An 18,664-nucleotide genomic window follows, 5' to 3' on the forward strand; every position below is an offset into this window, starting at 1 on the left:
GAAAGTCTGCGGATCGTGTGATGGCGATCGCTCGATCGCCGATATCCGTTGTCGGCAGAGCCGGACGGAATTTCTGTTTTTCAACGGCGCTCTCGCGCCGCGGAACTAGTTCTGCTGCGGAAGATTTCGGATTTTCTGCAGCGCGACATCGTTGTTTTCCTGATAGGCGATGGTGCCTCTGAGATTGCCGCCGGCATCGACGAGCAGCACGGAGGCGGTATGATCCATGGTGTATCCACCGTCCGCGCCCGGCACTTTCTTGGCATAGATGCGCCAGCCCTTGATGGCCTTCTGCATTTCGGTGGGATCACCCGTGATTCCGGTGATGCGGTCGGTAAAATTGCCCGTGTAGTCGTGCATGATCTCCGGCGTGTCGCGCTCCGGGTCGACGGTAAAGAAATAGGCTTTCAGCCCATCGGCCTGCGGTCCGAGCGTCTTGAACCAGCCCGCCATGTCGTAAAGCGTTGTCGGGCAAACGTCGGGGCAATGCGTGTAGCCGAAATAGACGAGCGAGGGATGGCCCGACAGGGCCTTTTCGGTGATGGGCTCACCGCGATCGTCCGTGAGCGTGAAGGCTGTGCCAAAACTGTCGGCTGCCCGGACCTGCGGCGTCATGAGGAATGTTGCGTAGCCGATGGCGCCAGCGCCGACGACAAGTGTCAGGGCGATGGCGGTTGCAACGAAACGTCGCCTATTTGACATGGGACGTCTCCTTGTTCGCCACTATCGATCCGACAAGGAAATCGACGTCGACCGAGCCGGCTTTTTCGAATTTGAGCGTTGCTTTCACCGTCTGGCCCTGAAGGAAGGGCTCGGCAACCTTCATGAACATGACGTGATAGTCGCCGGGTTTGAGCTCGACGGTCTGGCCGGCCGGTATCGGCAGGCCGCCGGCAAGCTCACGCATGATCATGACGTCGTTGTCCATCTTCATCTCGTGAATCTGGACTGCCGCGGCGCGCGGTGAACTCGCAGCCACCAGCCGGTCGTCGGTGCCGCCCATATTCGTGATGGTCATATAACCGCCACCGACGGGAGCTCCCGGCACCATGGCGCGAACATAGGGCGCAGAAATGGTGAGGTTGCCGATTTTGACATCCTCGGCAAAAACGAGAGAGGAAGACAGGAATGCCAACCCGAAAGCGGCAAGGGCAAAAATCTGTTTCAGCATGATCTATATCCTTGATCCGGAAAGGAGCGGGCAGGCGAAGCCTTTGGGCTCCGCCCGATCTCGTCAGGAAAAGAAACGCCGGAGCGGCGGCACGAAACGAACCACGAACTGGTCCAGCAGCAGCATCGCGACGATGGCGGCTCCCGTCAGCGGGAAGGCCGCACCGAAAACGATGGCGATGAGCCAGAGGCCGACATAGACGGACTTCTGCGGCGGCATCGGCGGCACGCCGAGACGGCCCGATGGCCTTCGCTTCCACCACATGGTTGCGGCCGTCAGGCAGCAGAGAATGATGGCAAGGCATGCGGCCAGCATCAGAAGCTGGTTGAAAAGGCCCCATTCCTGTCCCTGATGGACATTGATGCCCCATTCGATTGCCCTGCCGAGCGCCGGATACTGGTCGTAGGAAATATCGACGAGCGGCTTGCCGGAATATTGGTCGATATGAACGGTGCGTTCCTTGCCGAGATCGCCGAAGTAATGGCTTGCGGTATAGACGCCGGTTTCATCCGTTGGGACGGCAAGATCGGAACCGGCGACCATGCCTAGACCGTGCATGACATCGACCGCCTTGTTCAGGCCGATCGGCCTTGCCGATTGCGCTGCCGCGATATCGGAAAGCGGAACAGGCGCATTCTCGACCACCCAGCCGGCGCGGCTGACAATATCCTGCGTGACCTTCGTCGATTTCGGCACCTCGTCCCAGACCGCAGCCGGTGTTCCGAGATTATTTGCCGTCAGCCAGGCATTGACGTTGGCGCCCCAGTAGCCGGACCATGGCATGCCGCTGAAGGCCAGGAAGAAGATGAGGATGCCGGCAAGGGCGCCCGTCACGGCATGCAGGTCGCGCCAGAAGACGTGCCGGGACGGATTGCCCCGAACGGTGAGCACGCCGCCTGTCTGCTGGCGCGGCCACCACAGATAGATGCCGGTCACCACGAGGACGAGGGCAAAGCCCGCGACGATCTCGACGAGGCGATTGGTCCATTTTCCGAAATATTCGAGGCTGTGGATGCGCTTGACCACCCAGCCGAATTCCTGCTTCGAGCCGACCGACCCCAAGATGCTGCCGTCATAGGGGTTGACGTAGACGATGGTCGATTGGCCGTCTTTGGATACGGTTATCCAGGCCGAGCGGTTCGGCGCCGACGCTTCGTGATAGGAGGTTGCGCGGGTGCCGGGAAAGGCTGCGAGCGCCGCATCGGCGATCTGCTGTGGCTGCAGCATCGTGCCGGTCTCGGCAACGAGGTAGCGGTGCGAATAGAAAGTGTCGGCAATCTGATCCTTGAACAGATAGAGCGAGCCGGTGATCGCCAGATTGAGCATAAAGGGAATGACGAGAAGGCCGGCGAAAAAATGCCAGCGCCAGATCGCACGATAGAGCGAGACATTATGGGTTGCTGCGACTGCAGGCTCCGCAGCGGTAAAGGCAGACATGAAATCCTCCGAAGATCGGCAGGCTGCCACGATCGATCTGGGGAGAGGCGGCGATGGTTCGCCATTTGAGGTGAGCTTGCTTTACATGAGCAACCGGACCAATCGGCTCCGCCTTGTTCGGTAAAGTACAGCCAGGAACACCAATCCTCAGATTTTACGACCAAAGGGTCGCGATGCGGCAGCGTTGACGGCAGGCGTCACGGCAAGGCCGCGGCGCCGGTTCAGCCAACGATGTCGAGGAGGGGAGGCGCTCTCGGGCCTGTGTTTGGCGGATAAAGCTGGCGGTGGAAAGCCTCCGATCTTGCGACGACAGTCTCTCCGCGCAGGGAGGCAAGGCGCTCGCAAATTTCGGTCGGAGGCGTGGGCAGCATTGCGGCGGACGCGATCCGGCATGCCTCGCATCCGGGTGCATAGGCTTTCCCATGCACCTTGCCGTCGGCATCCTTGTAGGTGATGCAGAGGATGGGCAGGGAACCGTCCGGGAGCCTGTATTGCGCAAGCTCGATCGGGGATATCTCGTCCGCGGTCGCCACGATCGGCTGATGGGCGAAGCCGACAAGCAACAATGCAACGGCGCAAAGAATGCGCGTGCTCCACTGTCCTGTACGCGAAACTGCCTTCCGCATTCTTGTCCCCACCACCGCATTCGCGGATAAGGCTGCAGTCATAGGACAGGCCTATTGCAAGCGCAATGCGTCAATTCGTGCCGCGCCGAAGTTTGCCGAAGCCGCTATCGGCGAAGGACTCGCCGTCGACGGGTCTCGGGAGCGCCAAATTGGCGGAGAGCTCTTGATCGTTCCATGCGGGGCGCCAGATAGGGCTGATCATTCGGATCCGTGGGTGGCGCTCGGCAGAAAGGCGATTATGACCAGATTTGATAACTCGTCGCCTGCCCGGAGCCGTCGATGCCTCGATCCGTCGGCTTTCATAGTTCGTTTCCCTCGATGGTCTAAGATCTCTAAAGGACGCATGACTGCATCTGGCCTGGACTACAGATCCCGGACGCAGCGATATTGAGATATATTGCTTCAGAAATTCGATTGCGACGATGACCCTCACTTCCAGTTCCCGCCCGAACATTATTGCCACACTGCCGATCAGTGAGAGGCTTGGTAAACCATTTTGTGGAGATCGCATGGTATCCCACACCGACTTCGACTATGCCGGTACAGGTCATTCGTTGCGGTTCGTTGCGAGGACTGGGAACAGCAATGGAAATTGAAACACATTTGGTTTCGCTGATACGCGTCCTCGGCCAGGTGGCGATCATCGTCTATGCCTATTCCTGGGTCATCCGGATCGTCGAACGCGGTGCTTTGAAATCCGTGGCCGTCGGGTTGTTGTTCGGGCTGGTCGGCATCTTGTCCATGGGCGATCCGATACAATGGATGCCGGGCGTCATTCAGGATGGCCGTTCGATCCTCCTTGTCCTTACGCCGATCTATGGTGGCCTTCTGGGAACCATAGTGGCTGCGGCGATGATGGCGCTCTTTCGGTTTATGGTCGGCGGCATGGGCGCGGTGGGCGGCGTTGCCGGCATCGTGATCGTTGCGATCGCCGGCTATGCGCTCAGCCTCCTGCCGCGGCAATGGACCGGCACGGGCTGGAGGCGATCGGCCCTGTTCGGTCTGGCGACCTGCTCATCCCTTGTGGTTCTCTTCTTTCTGCCGTGGGCAGTTGCGCACGCTCTTCTCCTCTCGGCGACGCTTCCGGTGACGATCGTCAATATCCTCGGCGTCATGCTGCTGTCGGACCTGCTGCAGCGGGAACAATATCGCATCGGCATCCAGCGGGCGCTGGAGAACGAAGCGAGCCTTGACCCACTCACAAGGCTGCCCAACCGCCGCGTGCTGCAGCGCGAAGGCGATCGATGCAGCAAGGAAGCGGGCATGCGGCGCATCCCTTTTTCGATCATCATGCTCGATATCGATCACTTCAAGAAGATCAACGACAGCTGGGGTCATTCCTTCGGCGACACCGTTCTGGCGCGGGTGGCCGATGTCATCCGGCAAACCGTGCGCAAGACCGATATTGCGGCCCGCTATGGCGGCGAGGAGATCGTCGTGCTGCTGCCGAATACGGATATGAGGGCTGCGGCTGCCGTCGCGGAGAAAATTCGCAAGGATATCGAGGGAACAACCCTGATGTTCGAGCAGGAAGCCGTCCACGTCACCGTTAGCATCGGTATTGCCTGCTCCCTTGAGCCGACGACGGATTTCAAGCATGTGCTCGAGGCTGCCGATAAGGCGCTCTACCGCGCAAAGGCGGGCGGGAGAAATCGCGTGGAACTGGCAGAGGCCGCATAGGCTGGCCGCATTCCTTCAATGATGAGCATGATGTGCTCTTTCTTATTTGCCTTCAAGCGTTCTTGACGGAGAGGGTCTGTCCGGAATAACTGGACGGGACGGTTCCCCAAGGAAGACTCCGCGGGGATTAATAGGGAACACGGTGAGGACGACCCAAGAGGGACCTAGACCGTGGCTGCCCCCGCAACTGTAAGCGGATTGCCGATCATCCAGGAGGTGACCTTTTGCCGGTTCGCTCCTGAGGCTTTAGGCCATGCCACTGCAAGCGTGCTTGCGGGAAGGCAGATGATCGTCAGAGATCCGCAAGCCAGGAGACCTGCCGTCGATCACGATCCAATCAGCCGGGCGGGGATGCCCGGAAGGGACAGAGAATGATTGACCTGAGCCTTCGATATTATCCGACGTCTATCCGCCTTGATTGGGATCTTCGCAACCGGCGGCGGTCTTTATCAGCGCGATCGCGCTGACCCCGCCCAGTTTCCTATCCGATCGAGATCTTTCATGCGCCATTTTTTGACGACCATTACATTTGCACTCGGGCTGACCGGATTTGCCGCCTCCGGCTTCGCCGCCACCCAATATCCGCTCACCATCAATAATTGCGGTCAGAAGGTCACTTTTGAGAAGGCTCCGGCCAAGATCGTTTCGATCGGGCAGGGCATGTCCGAGATTCTGCTCTCGCTCGGGCTGGCCGACAAGATCGCCGGTACCGCCGTCTGGGTCGGACCGGTGCTGCCGCAATATGCCGAAGTCAACGCCAAGATCCCACGGCTTGCCGACAATGATCCAAGCTTCGAATCCGTTGTCGGCAAGGAGCCGGATCTGGTAGCCGCCGAATTCGAATGGCATGTCGGCGCGCAGGGCTCCGTCGGCAAGCGCGAACAGTTTTCCGAACTCGGCATCAACACCTATATCGCGCCGACCGATTGTGTCGCCAAGGTCAATACCGATGGCGGCGACGGCGTGCGCAAGGAACTGTTCACGATGGACCAGGTCTACCAGGAGATCGGTGAACTCGCCGAGATCTTCGACGTCAGGGATCGCGGCGATGCATTGATCGCGGATCTGAAGAAGCGCGAAGCGGATGCGGTCGCCTCGATTGCGGGAGCAAAATCCAAGGATCTGCCCATCGTCTTCTGGTTCTCCAGCAAGGAGGTAAGCGGTGATGCCTTCATCGCCGGCAAGAACAGCGCGCCGGCCTATATTCTGAAGACGATTGGCGCCAGGAACGTCGTGACGACGGAAGAGGAATGGCCGCTTGTCGGATGGGAGACTATTTCAGAGGCAAATCCGGCCGTGATCGTCATCGCCACCATGGATCGCCGCCGCTATGCCGCCGACGATCCGAAGGTCAAGGTCGATTTCCTCAAAAAGGATCCGGTCACCAGCCAGCTCGATGCCGTCAAGAACAAGCATTTCGTCATGATGGACGCGCAGTCGATGAACCCGACCATCCGCACCATCGACGGCATCGAAATCCTCGCCAAGGGCATCAAGTCCTTTGGCCTGGCGCAGTAATAATATGGGCCTGATCGCAGAACGACGGCCATGGTGGATGCTGCCGACGCTTGCCGTGGCTGCCATCGTGCTCCTGGCATTCATGATCAGCCTTGCGGTGTCGATCGGCGAGATCTCCATCCCGCTGTCGACCACCGCCAAGGCTGTTTCGAACCGGATGTTCGGTACGAATTTCGAGCTCAGCCGGATCCATCAAGGTATCGTCTGGGATTATCGCCTGAGCCGGGCGCTGGTCGCCGCCAGTACTGGCGCGGCGCTGGCGCTGAGCGGCGTGATCCTACAGGCCCTGCTGCGCAATCCGCTTGCCGAGCCCTATGTGCTCGGCATCTCGGCGGGCGCCTCCACCGGCGCGGTCTGCATCATGATCCTCGGGCTCGGCTACGGTATTCTCGGACTTTCAGGCGGCGCCTTCATCGGTGCGGTCGTCGCCTTCCTCTTCGTCGGCCTGCTGGCGGCCGGCGTTGGCGGCACGAGCGAGCGCATCATTCTCTGCGGCGTCGCCGGCTCGCAGCTTTTCAACGCGCTCACCTCCTATATCGTCACCACCTCGGCCAATGCCGAGCAGGCGAGGGGCGTCATGTTCTGGCTGCTCGGTTCCTTAAGCGGCGTGCGCTGGCCGGATGTCTATCTCTCCGGGCCGGTCGCCATCATCGGCTTTGCCGTCTGCATGGCGCATGTCCGCGTGCTCGACGCCTTCATCTTCGGGACGGATGCGGCCGCCTCGCTTGGGATTGCAGTACGGCGGGCTCAGATCATCCTGCTCGGCGTGACGGCCTTCATGACGGCAGCTGTCGTCAGCATCGTCGGCTCGATCGGCTTCGTCGGTCTTGTCATCCCGCATGCAGCGCGTTTCGTGGTGGGACCAAGCCATGATCGGCTGTTGCCGGCAGCGGCGCTAGCCGGCGCCATCTTCATGGTTGGCGCCGATATCATTTCGAGGGTTATCATTCCCCAGCAGATCCTGCCGATCGGCGTGGTCACTGCCTTGTTCGGAGCACCGGCCTTCGCCATCATTCTCTATCGCGCCCGGAGGACGGCATGAGCATTGCGGTCGACACCGTGACCTTCGCGGCTGGCAACACCCTGATCGTCAACGGCATCAGCCTGTCGGTGGAAAAGGGCAAGGTTCTAGGTCTTCTCGGGCCGAATGGCTCGGGAAAATCGAGCCTCTTGCGGCTGATCTGCCGCTTAAGGAAGGTCAGGAGCGGCGTCATCCGGCTCGGCGGCAGCGATATCGCCTCGATTTCGCGCGGCGACATTGCCCGCCGTATCGCGCTTGTCGAGCAGCAGGCGACGACCGACACACAGGTCACCGTGATGGACGTCGTGCGCCTCGGCCGAACGCCGCATCGCGGCCCCCTGTCGGTCTGGAGTGCTCATGACGACGCAGCCGTTTCCGATGCGCTTACCCGCGTCGGCATGCAGGGCCGCGCCGGGCAATTGTGGCAGACTTTGTCCGGCGGCGAGCGACAGCGTGTCCACATTGCGAGAGCGCTCGCCCAGACGCCGAGCGAACTGCTGCTCGACGAGCCGACGAACCATCTCGATATCCAGCATCAGCTCGATATTCTCGGTCTGGTCTCCAAGCTCGAGGTCACCTCGATCGTAGCGCTGCATGATCTCAATCTCGCGGCCATGTTCTGCGATAGCCTTGCGGTTTTACAGAACGGCGAGGTTGTCGCGGCCGGCGTGCCGGAAGAGGTGCTGACGCAGGAACTGATCGAGCGGGTTTTCGGGGTGCGCGCGCATGTCCAGAAGTCCTCGGTTCATGGCCGCTGCAATATACAATATATGACGGGCTGATGTCATGGATGGCGCCCGGCATCTCGCATGCACGAGGATCTGGGGCAGGAAGCATCCCGGCAGACGATGCATGAGTTCACCGCTCTCGATCCCCTCGGAGCAATTGCGGGAAAAACGCGATGTGGCTTAGTTCAAGCGGTGGCGGAACATCCAGGCGGCAACCGGCATCGTCGCGGCGGCAATGGTGACGAGTGCCAGCATATCCGGAAACAGCGTATCGAGGCCCGCACCTTCGAGATAGACGCCGCGCGTGATGCTGATCGCGTATTTCAGCGGATTGATCATCGTCGCATATTGCAAAATCTCCGGCATGTTGTCGGTCGGCGACATCAGGCCGGACAGCAGCATGAACGGCATCAGGAAGACGAAGCAGAGGATCATTGCCTGCTGCATGTTGGCGGCGATGGACGACAGGAACAATCCGAAGCCGATGGCTGCGGCGAGGAAGAGGCTGAGCCCGAGATAGAGCGTCAGCAACGAGCCGGCAAAGGGGATGCGGAACCAGAACAGGGCCACCAGCAGGATCGTCGATGCCTGAGTGATGCCGACGATCATCGAGGGGACGGCCTTGCCGATCATGATTTCTGTCGGGGTGAAGGGCGCCACGAGCAGTTGGTCGAAGGTGCCTTCCTCGCGTTCGCGCGCAACGGACATCGCCGTCAGCATCATCGTCATCAGCATGGTGATCGTGCCGATGAGCGAGGGGACCATGCTCCACCGCGTTTCCAGCTGCGGATTGTACCAGGCTCGCGTCGTCACCTGCACGTTGCCGTTGGGGCTTCCCTTTTGCGCCAGCCAGTCTGAGGTGAAATCGCCGATGATCGTGTTGGCATAGCCCTGCGCGATGCCGCTGGTATTGGAATTCCTGCCATCCGCGACGATCTGCACCGTACCTGGGGTGCCTGCTTCCAGCTGCCGCTCGAAATCGCGCTCGATGACGATGATGAGAACGGCCTGCTTGGTGTCGAGCAACCGGATGGCCTGACCCGTCTGCGTCAGCGTCGCCACCCTTTCGAAGATGCCCGAGCCCTCGAGTTTTGCGACGAGGTTTCTCGAGGTCGTCGTCCTGTCCTGGTCGACGAGCGCGTAGGGCACATTGTTGAGGTCATAGGTCGCGGCATAGCCGAAGATCAGGCATTGCAGGATCGGCGGCACGACAAGGCTTGCCCGGCTTCTCGGGTCTTTCAGGATGACGAGAAGTTCCTTGCGGATCAGCGTTATGATGCGCAGAAGTGAGGCGATCAACATGGCTATGCGATCCTCTTGCGGGTCATGCGCACGGCAAGCGCCATAAGGGCTGTCGCCATGCCGGCAAGCACGGCGGCATTGGGCAGGATGACGCTCCAGATATTGCCGGCGAGAAACAGGGTTTGCAGCAGCGTGACGAAATAGCGGCCGGGGAAGATGTAGGTGATGATCTGCACGGCCAGGGGCATGCTGCGCGGGTCAAACATGAAGCCCGAGAGCATCATGGCCGGGAGGAATGTGGCGAGCACCGTAATCTGGCTGGCGATGAACTGGCTCTTGGTGATCGAGGATATTGCAAGCCCAAGTCCCAGCGCGACCAGAAGATAGAGCATGGAGACGAAGGTCAGGACCAGCAGCGATCCGCGAAGCGGGACGCCGAAGAGCAGCCGGCTGCCGACGACGCAAAGCGCAAGACCGGCAAGCCCCAGAAGAAAATAGGGAACGGTCTTGCCCAGCAGGATCTCGGTCGAGCGCACCGGCGTCACGAACAGCGCCTCGAAGGTGCCGCGCTCCCACTCCCGCGCCATGACGAGGGCGGTCAGCAACGCGCCGATCAGCGTCATGACCAGAACGACGAGACCCGGGACAAGGAAGTAGCTGCTGTCATTGGCTTCGTTGAACCACAGGCGGGATTCGATCGTAACGCCGCTGCCGGTGGCGGTCCCTTTGCGCGAGGCTTCCTTGGCGGCCCAGACGCCGGCTGCCGCCTGAGCATAGCTCAGTGATATACGAGCCGTATTGGCATCGCTGCCGTTGACGACGGCCTGAACCTCGCCATTGCCTTGAGCGACTTTGCGCGAGAAATCCGAAGGAATGCGCAGGATCGCCCGAACTTCGGACGATAGAAGCATCTTTTCCGCCTCGGCCATCGTCTTGACGGGCTTCGGAGAAAAATAGCTGGAGAGCTCGAAGGCGGAGGCAAGTCCGCGCGCCTCCGCCGAGTTTTCTTCCATGACGATCGCGACGGGGACGTTCTTGACGTCGAGATTGATGCCGTATCCGAACAGGATCAGCAGCGCCACCGGCATGACGATGCCGATCGCGATGCTGCTTGGATCACGCAGCAGCTGCCAGGTCTCCTTGCGGATGAGGGCGCGGATGCGGCGCAAGGCTGCGCGCAATCCTTGGCTGGGCCTGTCGACGGACTGGTTCATGCTGCCCTCTCCAGTTTCTTGTGACGTTCCTTCTCGACGATCGAAATGAAAGCCTCCTCCATCGTCGCTGCCGCCTCGCCGTGAGCTCCCGCGTGAGCGCGGATTTCGACCGGCGTTCCCTCCGCCAGGTTGCGGCCGGCATCGAGGATAATGATCCGGTCGCAATATTCGGCCTCTTCCATGAAATGCGTCGTCACGATGATGGTGACGCCCTGTTCCGAAAGCGCGGTAATCCGTCCCCAGAACTGCCGCCGTGCCAGCGGATCGGCGCCGCTTGTAGCTTCGTCGAGGAAAAGAATATCCGGCTCGTGCAGGAGAGCGGCGGCGAGCGCCAGCCGCTGCTTGAAGCCGCCCGGCAGTTGACCACTCGGCAGTTTTGAGAACTGATCGAGTTCGAACTGGCTTTTGAGAGCGGCGATCCTGTCCTTTTTGCGCGTGCCACGCAGCCCATACGAGCTTGCGAAAAACTCCAGATTCTCATCCACGCTGAGCTGGCCATAGAGTGAGAATTTTTGCGCCACATAACCTAGCCGTTCTCGCGCCTTCGCACCTGCCGTCAGCAGGTCGGAGCCGGCGACCATCAAGGTGCCGCTGGTGGCCGCAAGCAGGCCGCAAAGCATGCGGAATGTCGTGCTTTTTCCTGCGCCGTTCGGACCGAGGAGACCGTAGACCTCGCCTTTTCGGACGCTGAAGCTGACGTGATCGACCGCTGTAAAGTCCCCGAATTTGCGGACGAGGTCGCGAACCTGCACGACCGTTTCATCGCCGTTGCGATGGTCGGATGGCTGGCCGGTGTGCGTCTGGCGCTCGGCGTCGCCGACGACGGCGGAGAACAGCATCATGAAGGCATCTTCGAACCGAGGCTCGACGCTTTCGGTATCGAGCTTGGTCTCATCCAGCCGTAGTGGCTCGTCCTTCTGCTCCGGCTTGCGTACGATCCGGACGCGGCCGGCTTCCGGCACGGCATCGACGATGCCGGGCAGGGCAAAGAGACGTGCCTGCAGCGACCTTGCCGACATGCCCTCCGGACCTCGTACCATGAAGCAGCAGCCGTTTGCCTTCGCCGTGATTTCGGCCGGCGGCCCCTGATCGAGGATCTTCCCCGCATGCATGAGCACGGCATGTTCGCAGCGTTCGGCCTCATCGAGATAGGAGGTTGCCACGATTACCGAGAGCTCGTCCTCCTTGACGAGCTTGAAGACGATCTCCCAGAGCTCGCGCCGCGACAGCGGGTCGACGCCGACCGTGGGTTCGTCGAGAAGCAGCAGTTCTGGCGCCCGCACCAGCGTGCAGGCAAGGCCGAGCTTCTGTTTCATGCCACCGGACAATTTTCCCGCTGGTCGCTCCTTGAAACGGCCAAGCTGCGTCATCTCGAAGAGGCGCGGATAGGTCTCGTCACGCTGGGATTGCGTGACGCCATGCAGATCGGCGTAAAGATCTAGGTTTTCCTGAACGCTCAGATCTTCATAGAGACCGAATTTCTGCGGCATATAGCCGATCCGGTCCTGAACATGCTGCGGCTCCTTGGCGATATCGACGCCGATCACCTGCAGACGGCCACCATCCGGCGCGATGAGGCCGCATGCCAGACGCAGCAGTGTCGTTTTGCCGGCGCCATCCGGGCCGACGAGGGCGGTCAGTGCTCCCTTGCGGACGTCGAGCGAGACATCGGCAAGTGCCTCCACCATTTCCCCGGTATCGCGGCGAAACGTCTTGCGCACATTCCTTGCTATGACCGAGAGATTGCCGGTGCTCATGGCATCCTCGCTCTATTGCTGCTGCGCGGTTGCGACATTCGCCTGCTCGCCCGAAAGTGGCCGGACGGTTGCCGGCATGCCCAGCCGAAGCGTGTTGTCGGGGTCGTCGACGAAGACGCGGACTTCGTAAACAAGGCTGGTGCGCAGCTCTTCGGTCTGAACCGACTTCGGCGTGAACTCGGCAACCGAGGAAATGAAGCCGATCCACCCGGGGATCGTCCGTCCGGGCAGCGAATCTACGCTGACGTTAGCCTTCATGCCGGGACGAAGCATTGCAAGCTGGGTTTCCGAGACATAGGCGCGCACCCATTTCGGGCTGATGGTCGCAAGCGAGAAGGCCGCCCGCGTGGGCGAAGCCATCTCGCCGGGTTCGATCAGCCTCGATTGCACGATCGCGTCGACGGGCACCTTCAGTTCGGCGTCGGCAAGCTGCTGGTGCAGGAGCGCGACATTGGCTTCGGCTGCGTGAAGCTGCGCTTCCGCCTCCTGAATGTCCTCGATCCGGGAGCCGACGACAAGCAGATCGAACGCCTTCTGGTTGGCGACGACCTTGGCATCGGCAACGGCGGCGGCGGAGCGTGCTTCGTCCAAAGCCTGCTGACTGACTGCGGCCTTGGGAGCAAGGGCGTTCTGGCGTTCGAACTGGGCGCGGGCGTTGACTGCTTCCGCCTTGGCGGATTCGAGATTGGCGCGGGACTGGGCGATTTCCTCGGGACGGTTGCCATTCTTCAGGCGCTCGAGATTGGCGCGTTGGCTCGCAGCCTGGGCCTCGGCCTGCGCCACCTGAGGCATAAGACGGCTCGTATCGAGCCTGGCGACGACCTGGCCTTTCTTGACTTGCGCGCCCTCTTCGACAAGGACTTCGGCGACACGTTCGCTGCCGTTAAAGGCGAGGGTAAGCTGCCGGAAGTCGATATTTCCATAAAGGACGAGCTCGCTCGAGCCGTCGTTCCGATGGAAATACCACCAGGCACCGCCCACTACGGCAATCAACAGGACCAGAATGACGATGATGCGTTGCATGCTGTATTCGAACTCCAAGCAAGGGGTCGGCTCTAGTGAAACGAATGGTGACCGAGATCGATCCGGGCGTGATTATAGCACTTGTCAAATTCAAATTTCAAATTAATATTTGAGTTAGTGAAAGGCAGAGACCATGGCCAGAGGCAATAGACGAGCGGCGCGATCGCGGGATCGGCAGGACGGTGCTGCCACGCGGATGAGCCTGCTCGAAGCAGGTGGCGCCGTCTTCGCCGAATTCGGCTTCGACCGTGCGACCGCAAAGGAAATCGCTCTGCGCGCGGAAACGAACGCGGCGGCGGTCAATTATCATTTCGGTGGCATCGAGGCTTTGTATGAAGATGTCCTTGCCGAGGCGCATCACCGCCTGATGAGTTACGATGTGCTTGCCAGCACCGTCACGGCGGACATCGAGCCGAAGGAGAAGCTGCGCCGATTTATAGGGTTGCTGGTCAAAGTCGTGCGAACCGGCAATGAGCATTCATGGCCGGCCAAGGTGATTGTCCGCGAACTGATCGCGCCGACACCGCATATCGACAAGCTTCGCCGCGAAGAGATCGAGCCCAAGAAAGCGTTGCTGTTTGGCGTTATCGCCCAGATCATTGGCGTGACGCCGGACCATCCGTTCGTTGCTCAGGCCGCGCTTTCGACGATGGCGCCGTGCTTCATGCTGCTGGTGGCCGAAAAACGCGTATCCGAAATCATTCCGGCGCTTGGGCGGGAAACGACAACGGATGAAGAACTGGCGGACCGGCTGTTTCGCTTCACGCTTGGCGGTCTGGCCCAGCTTTCGCTATCGCTGCAGGCGGCGGGACCACCGGATCAATCGCACTGACCCTATGCAGACTATGCAATAGGAGATCGCCTCAGCCTTCGAAACCGAACCGCTCGACATCGAAGTCGTCATCAACATATCCGATGGCGCCGGCCTGAGCCTCTGCCATGTCGTCGTGCATCGGAATGGGTGCGCTGACGAGGCTTGGGAGAGTCATGTCGACTGCCATGCCCGGCGGTTGCAAGGCCCAGGCGACGATCGCCCTCGTCGACATGGCGCCAACGCCGCCGGATACGTCCTGCGAGGTGGAGCTCGGCAGTTGTGCGATTGGCTGCATCTTTGCCATGGCGCTATCGGCCGTATTCCTTGCGTTATCCGAAACCACAAGCTTCCCTGAGCCGTTGCGCCCAACCACCAGGCTTGCAAGCACTGCAAGGGGGACAGGTCTTTCAGGCGCAGTTGTCGGGACGACGACGATACTGCTGGTCGGTCGCCATGCCGGTAGCGGAACGGCATAAGCAGCCAGGTCGGCGAAGGGTTGAACCTTGTTTTCTTCGGCCACGCGTTTGCCGAGTTGAGCCTCCAACCCGTTCACAGCGCGGCTTCTTGGCGTCGGTAGCATGCTCGTCAGAAGGCTGCTGTCGGGCGCGACACTGCGTGTCGACGAGCCGGCATCATCGTCATCATCCGAGACGGCGGCGATCTTGCTGGTTACCTGGAATGGCCGCCTTTTGGATTGCGCGACCGCCACGTCATAGCCTGGTAGCGGTCTGCCATCCGCTGGCACATGGAGCGTCCGCCCGTTCGGGAAAAGTCGCGAAAGCTCCTGGCGAGACATTCTCGGCCATGCGCGGACGTTGCCGACATCGAGATGCACGAAGGGTGAGCCGGAATTGGGATAAAAGCCCACGCCGCCGATCTGCATCTGCATGGCGATCGCGCGCAGGCTCGCTAGCTTCACGCCGGGAATGAAAAAATCCATCGCCTTGCCGAGCGTATGCTGGCTGTGCTTGGCAACGCCGGAACTACGCGAGCGGTTGCGCAACATGCTGTTGGTCGAAGGAGAGCGGTAGGCCGAGACGACGTGAATGGCTTCGTTGGCGCCGCTGCGGCGATAGACCTCCCAGACGAGATCGAGCAATTCCGGATCGATCCTGGTCGGCTCGTTCTTTCGCCAGTCGCGTAAGAAACGATTGATCTGAGCAAGGCCCCGCGGGTCATATTGGCCGCCGCGCTTGAAGACGATGGTCGCCCTTTCACCCGTATGCGTGAAGAAGAGCTTGAGCGCCCGATCCTCGGCGGCGGCGGTGCCGGCAAAAGCACCGAGCACCAGCATTGCGATCAGCGCCACCCGGCAAGCGACGAATGAGAAAGTCGTGGCGAAAACTGTCGCTGGAATGGAAAAGATCACGTGATGCACGGATACGACTTTCGCCTTGCTAAGAGAAACAGAAATCAGAGGCGCCGCGTCTGCGGCATCGCTATACCCTCCAATTATGGTCAACAAATCCCTAACGGACCGTTTATAGGCGGAAACGGCAAAATTTTGTCCGTTCGAGCGCATTTATGGGCGGCTGAAGTCAACTCCTCGCCCTGACGAGCGTTATTCCGGAAAGCTTCAGCGGCGCCGTTGCAATTTTGTGAGGCGTCAACCAGTGCCTGTAGGGTGCCGTCTTCCGAAAGATGGGGAAAAACCGGCTTTGCAAACGTTTTCGCGTGGGTTGCAAACTGCCGGCCAAGACAGCATCATCCCGCCCCATGAGTGGACAGAATCGATTTGCTCCCCCATCAAGCGGGCAGCAAACAATCAGACGTAGCGACCTGTTGCGGCAGCTCCGGCGGGCCGGACTGCGCCGTTTGACGACCATTGTCGCACCTGCCGGTTACGGCAAGACTTCGCTTGCCGTTCAATGGTACGAGCTGTTGAAGGAGGATGGTGTCAAGCTCTGCTGGGTCTCGCTCGATGCCGAACACACCAACCAGGAAGCCTTTCTGCTTGCGCTGATCGATGCCTTGCAGACGCTGCTTCATGAGGATGGTGCGGACGCCGGCAACCTGCCTGCGGCGGCACTGCTTTCCGTGCTGGCGACGCGCCTGCGCAAGATCGAGGGGCCGCTCGTCGCTTTTCTCGACGACTATCATTTCGCCCAGACGGATGCGACCGAGGCGCTGATGGCGAAGATCCTTGCTGACCTCTCGCTCGAACACGTCAAGCTGGTGCTGGTAAGCCGCAGCCCGCCGCGCTTTCCGCTCTCCGCATTGCGGTTGCGTGGCGAGTTCAAACAGTTCGGTGTCGCCGAGCTTGGCTTTACCGATGCCGAAGCGGGAGAGCTTTTCGCCGGTAAGGGCACTCATCTGACGGAAGAGCAGGTCGGTTCCTTCAATCGCCGGACCGAAGGCTGGGCGGTCGCGCTGCAGATGGTGAGCCTGCTCGTATCGGAATCGGAGGAGAGCGACAGCATTCTGGCCTCTTTCGACGGCGGCGGTGCTGACATGGGCTCCTATCTGTCGGAGCAGGTGTTCGAACATCTGCCTGAAGACATACGTCAGTTTCTCATCGGCACGGCCGCTCTTCCGGCCTTCAATCATTCGTTGCTCGAAGCCGTGCTGGAAAGCAGAGAGCAGGCGGATCTCAGCGAGAGGCTGGCTGACTACGCACTCCCGGTCACATTGCTGGCCGGCCCCGGCAACTGGATGCGGTTTCATCCGGTTTTCAACGAGTTCCTCAAGAGGACTGCCAGTCGTAGGGGTATCGATGCCAATCTTGCACTCAATCGTGCGGCCCACTGGTTTGAAGCGCACGGCGACATCGATCGGGCCGTACATCATGCGCTTACGGCGGGCGACGCCAATCTTGCCGCGCGCATCGTCGAAACGGCCGGCGGCTGGCGGCGTGTCTATGCCACCACCCGTGGCGGCGCGACGCTATTTCAGGCCCTGAGCGGACGTGCCTCGGAAATCGATCTCGTCCGCTTTCCGCTTGCGACACTTGGGCTCTCGATCTTCAACGCCAAGGCGGCGCAGCTTGCTGCGGCCAATCACTATCTCGTCATCGCCGAGCGAGCCGCGGCTGTAGACCCGACCTTGGCAAAGGACCTGCGCGTCGTGCGCATCCTTCTGGCGCTTTATACGGATCATTGGGCGACGGCGGCCGATCTTTCCGCGCTCGAAGATGATTTGCGGCAGCCGGATGGAATGGAGCTCATTCATCGGGCGCTGGCGCTCAATATGCTTTCCTACAATTTCCTGATCCGCAGCGAGCTTGACCGGGCACTGCACTACGGACATCTGGCCATTCGCGCCTTTCGCGACGGTGGCGCCGATTTTGGCGCCATGCACCTTTATACCCATATCGGCCAGGCCTTCTTTCTCTCCGGTGATTGTGCGAGCGCGTTGTCGGCCTATGACGAGCTGATCTGCGAAGCCCAGACCAATATCGGTCCGGGCAGCGATCTCGATGCCGTCGGCCAGGTGTTGAAGGCCGAGGTTCTGTCGATGCGCGGCGAGGCGGAGCCAGCGGCGGAGATGCTCGGATGGGCGCTGCCTCACCTCGAGCTTCACGACACCTGGTTCGATCTTCTGGCTGCGGGCTTCATGGCCGAGCAACGGGTCCTGCGGATGCGCGAGGATTTGCTTGCCGCCCATGCGGCGATGGATCGCATTCGCGCCGTGGCGCGGCGGCGCGGCTTCGATCGGCTCACGCGTCTGATCGACGGCGAGCGCGCCATGCTGCTCATGGCATCGGGCGATCTCGATCAGGCAATCCGGCATGCCGAGGCCAATGGCTTCGGTATGCAGGCAATCGTTTCAGATCGCGCCAATACGCTGGCCATCCATCTGCGCGGTGCCACGCCGGCGATCTTCTGGACACGCGCCTACCTGGCTCTTGGCGAGAAGGCCAAGGCGCGCGAGGTATTTGATCAGTTCAGGATGCGTCAGTCGCAACGTCCGCATGTCCCGCGCGCGATCGAGCTTGCTCTCATCGAAATAGGAATTCTTCTGGCGGAAGACCGCGCCGATCTTGCTGCCGCCAGCCTCTCCGATCTCGTACTGACGATGCCACTCGACGACTACCGGGCGCTGCTTCATCTCGATCTCTCCGCGGGACTCGGCGAGCTTCGCGCACTCGCCAATCATCCAACCGTCGCAAACGTTCCTCGAAAGCGTCTCCAGTCTCTGCTCCTGAGTGGTGAGACGGTGCACGAACCCGGCGTCGATGATGGCAGTTATGCCTTTACCGGCCGCGAGCGCATGGTGCTGGAGCTGCTGAGTTCGGGGCTCTCCAACAAGGAAATCGGCCGGATTCTGGCCTTGTCCGACAATACGATCAAGTTTCACCTGCGGAATATCTTTGCGAAGCTCAACGTCTCGACGCGGACCGCGGCCGTGACGGCAGCACGCCAAAAGGGCATGCTCGATCGCTAACCTACCCGTTCGGGTGGGTTTTGCCGCGCACGCCCACCCATCGGGAAGGC

The 18,664-nt window shown here is 60.7% G+C and carries 15 protein-coding genes and 1 riboswitch; of the genes, 6 read left to right on the top strand and 9 right to left on the bottom strand.

Going from position 1 to position 18,664, the window contains the following annotated elements; all coding sequences use genetic code 11:
• Window positions 1-105: 105 nt before the first annotated feature.
• The 4 genes from GA0061103_RS04290 to GA0061103_RS04305 all read right to left on the bottom strand — a co-directional run bounded on the left by GA0061103_RS04290 (window position 106) and on the right by GA0061103_RS04305 (window position 3,234).
• Window positions 106-702: an SCO family protein gene (locus GA0061103_RS04290; protein WP_092707381.1), complete on the bottom strand. Its 597-nt coding sequence runs from the start codon at window positions 700-702 to the stop codon at window positions 106-108.
• On the bottom strand, window positions 692-1,171 hold the full coding sequence (locus tag GA0061103_RS04295) for a copper chaperone PCu(A)C (protein WP_092707383.1): 480 nt from the start codon (window positions 1,169-1,171) through the stop codon (window positions 692-694). The genes GA0061103_RS04290 and GA0061103_RS04295 overlap by 11 nt, the downstream gene beginning before the upstream one ends.
• A 63-nt stretch (window positions 1,172-1,234) precedes the next feature.
• Window positions 1,235-2,608 carry a PepSY-associated TM helix domain-containing protein gene (locus GA0061103_RS04300; RefSeq protein ID WP_092707385.1) on the bottom strand — a complete coding sequence of 458 codons (1,374 nt, stop codon included), beginning with the start codon at window positions 2,606-2,608 and terminating at the stop codon, window positions 1,235-1,237.
• 221 nt (window positions 2,609-2,829) lie between these two features.
• Window positions 2,830-3,234: a hypothetical protein gene (locus GA0061103_RS04305; protein ID WP_167376520.1), complete on the bottom strand. Its 405-nt coding sequence runs from the start codon at window positions 3,232-3,234 to the stop codon at window positions 2,830-2,832.
• Window positions 3,235-3,819: 585 nt separating this feature from the next.
• On the opposite strand from GA0061103_RS04305, the gene GA0061103_RS04310 reads away from it, so the two are divergent.
• The 4 genes from GA0061103_RS04310 (at window position 3,820) to GA0061103_RS04325 (ending at window position 8,235) form a co-directional block, all read left to right on the top strand.
• Window positions 3,820-4,914 (top strand): GGDEF domain-containing protein, encoded by a 1,095-nt coding sequence (locus GA0061103_RS04310; RefSeq protein ID WP_092707389.1) that lies wholly within the window; start codon window positions 3,820-3,822, stop codon window positions 4,912-4,914.
• An 82-nt stretch (window positions 4,915-4,996) separates the two neighbouring features.
• Window positions 4,997-5,252: riboswitch (cobalamin riboswitch) on the top strand.
• Between the two features lie 163 nt (window positions 5,253-5,415).
• A complete protein-coding gene (locus GA0061103_RS04315; RefSeq protein ID WP_092707391.1) occupies window positions 5,416-6,432 on the top strand; it encodes an ABC transporter substrate-binding protein in 1,017 nt (338 codons plus the stop codon).
• 4 nt (window positions 6,433-6,436) lie between these two features.
• Window positions 6,437-7,474: a FecCD family ABC transporter permease gene (locus tag GA0061103_RS04320; RefSeq protein WP_092707393.1), complete on the top strand. Its 1,038-nt coding sequence runs from the start codon at window positions 6,437-6,439 to the stop codon at window positions 7,472-7,474.
• Window positions 7,471-8,235, top strand: a complete 765-nt coding sequence (locus tag GA0061103_RS04325; RefSeq protein ID WP_092707395.1) for an ABC transporter ATP-binding protein — start codon at window positions 7,471-7,473, stop codon at window positions 8,233-8,235. Before GA0061103_RS04320 ends, GA0061103_RS04325 begins: the two co-directional genes overlap by 4 nt.
• A 126-nt stretch (window positions 8,236-8,361) precedes the next feature.
• Here GA0061103_RS04325 and GA0061103_RS04330 read toward each other — a convergent pair whose 3' ends face one another.
• From GA0061103_RS04330 to GA0061103_RS04345, 4 genes are read right to left on the bottom strand one after another with little or no spacing between them, the layout of a single operon-like run.
• Window positions 8,362-9,483, bottom strand: a complete 1,122-nt coding sequence (locus GA0061103_RS04330; protein ID WP_092707397.1) for an ABC transporter permease — start codon at window positions 9,481-9,483, stop codon at window positions 8,362-8,364.
• Window positions 9,484-9,485: 2 nt separating this feature from the next.
• Entirely contained in the window at window positions 9,486-10,637 is a 1,152-nt protein-coding gene (locus GA0061103_RS04335; protein WP_092707399.1) for an ABC transporter permease, read from the bottom strand.
• On the bottom strand, window positions 10,634-12,394 hold the full coding sequence (locus tag GA0061103_RS04340; RefSeq protein WP_092707401.1) for an ATP-binding cassette domain-containing protein: 1,761 nt from the start codon (window positions 12,392-12,394) through the stop codon (window positions 10,634-10,636). Before GA0061103_RS04340 ends, GA0061103_RS04335 begins: the two co-directional genes overlap by 4 nt.
• Window positions 12,395-12,406: 12 nt before the next feature.
• On the bottom strand, window positions 12,407-13,417 hold the full coding sequence (locus GA0061103_RS04345) for an HlyD family secretion protein (protein ID WP_092707403.1): 1,011 nt from the start codon (window positions 13,415-13,417) through the stop codon (window positions 12,407-12,409).
• Between the two features lie 133 nt (window positions 13,418-13,550).
• Here GA0061103_RS04345 and GA0061103_RS04350 point away from each other — a divergent pair, with 133 nt between their 5' ends.
• Complete coding sequence (locus tag GA0061103_RS04350; protein WP_092707405.1) at window positions 13,551-14,249, top strand: TetR/AcrR family transcriptional regulator; 699 nt, start codon at window positions 13,551-13,553, stop codon at window positions 14,247-14,249.
• Window positions 14,250-14,280: 31 nt separating this feature from the next.
• Here the strand turns inward: GA0061103_RS04350 and GA0061103_RS04355 are convergent, their stop codons facing one another.
• Window positions 14,281-15,609: a peptidoglycan L,D-endopeptidase MepK gene (locus GA0061103_RS04355; RefSeq protein WP_245304651.1), complete on the bottom strand. Its 1,329-nt coding sequence runs from the start codon at window positions 15,607-15,609 to the stop codon at window positions 14,281-14,283.
• Window positions 15,610-16,046: 437 nt separating this feature from the next.
• On the opposite strand from GA0061103_RS04355, the gene GA0061103_RS04360 reads away from it, so the two are divergent.
• Entirely contained in the window at window positions 16,047-18,614 is a 2,568-nt protein-coding gene (locus tag GA0061103_RS04360) for a winged helix-turn-helix domain-containing protein (RefSeq protein WP_245304652.1), read from the top strand.
• Window positions 18,615-18,664: the final 50 nt, after the last annotated feature.

This window comes from Martinezella multihospitum, from assembly GCF_900094585.1.
Classification (GTDB): domain Bacteria; phylum Pseudomonadota; class Alphaproteobacteria; order Rhizobiales; family Rhizobiaceae; genus Rhizobium; species Rhizobium multihospitium.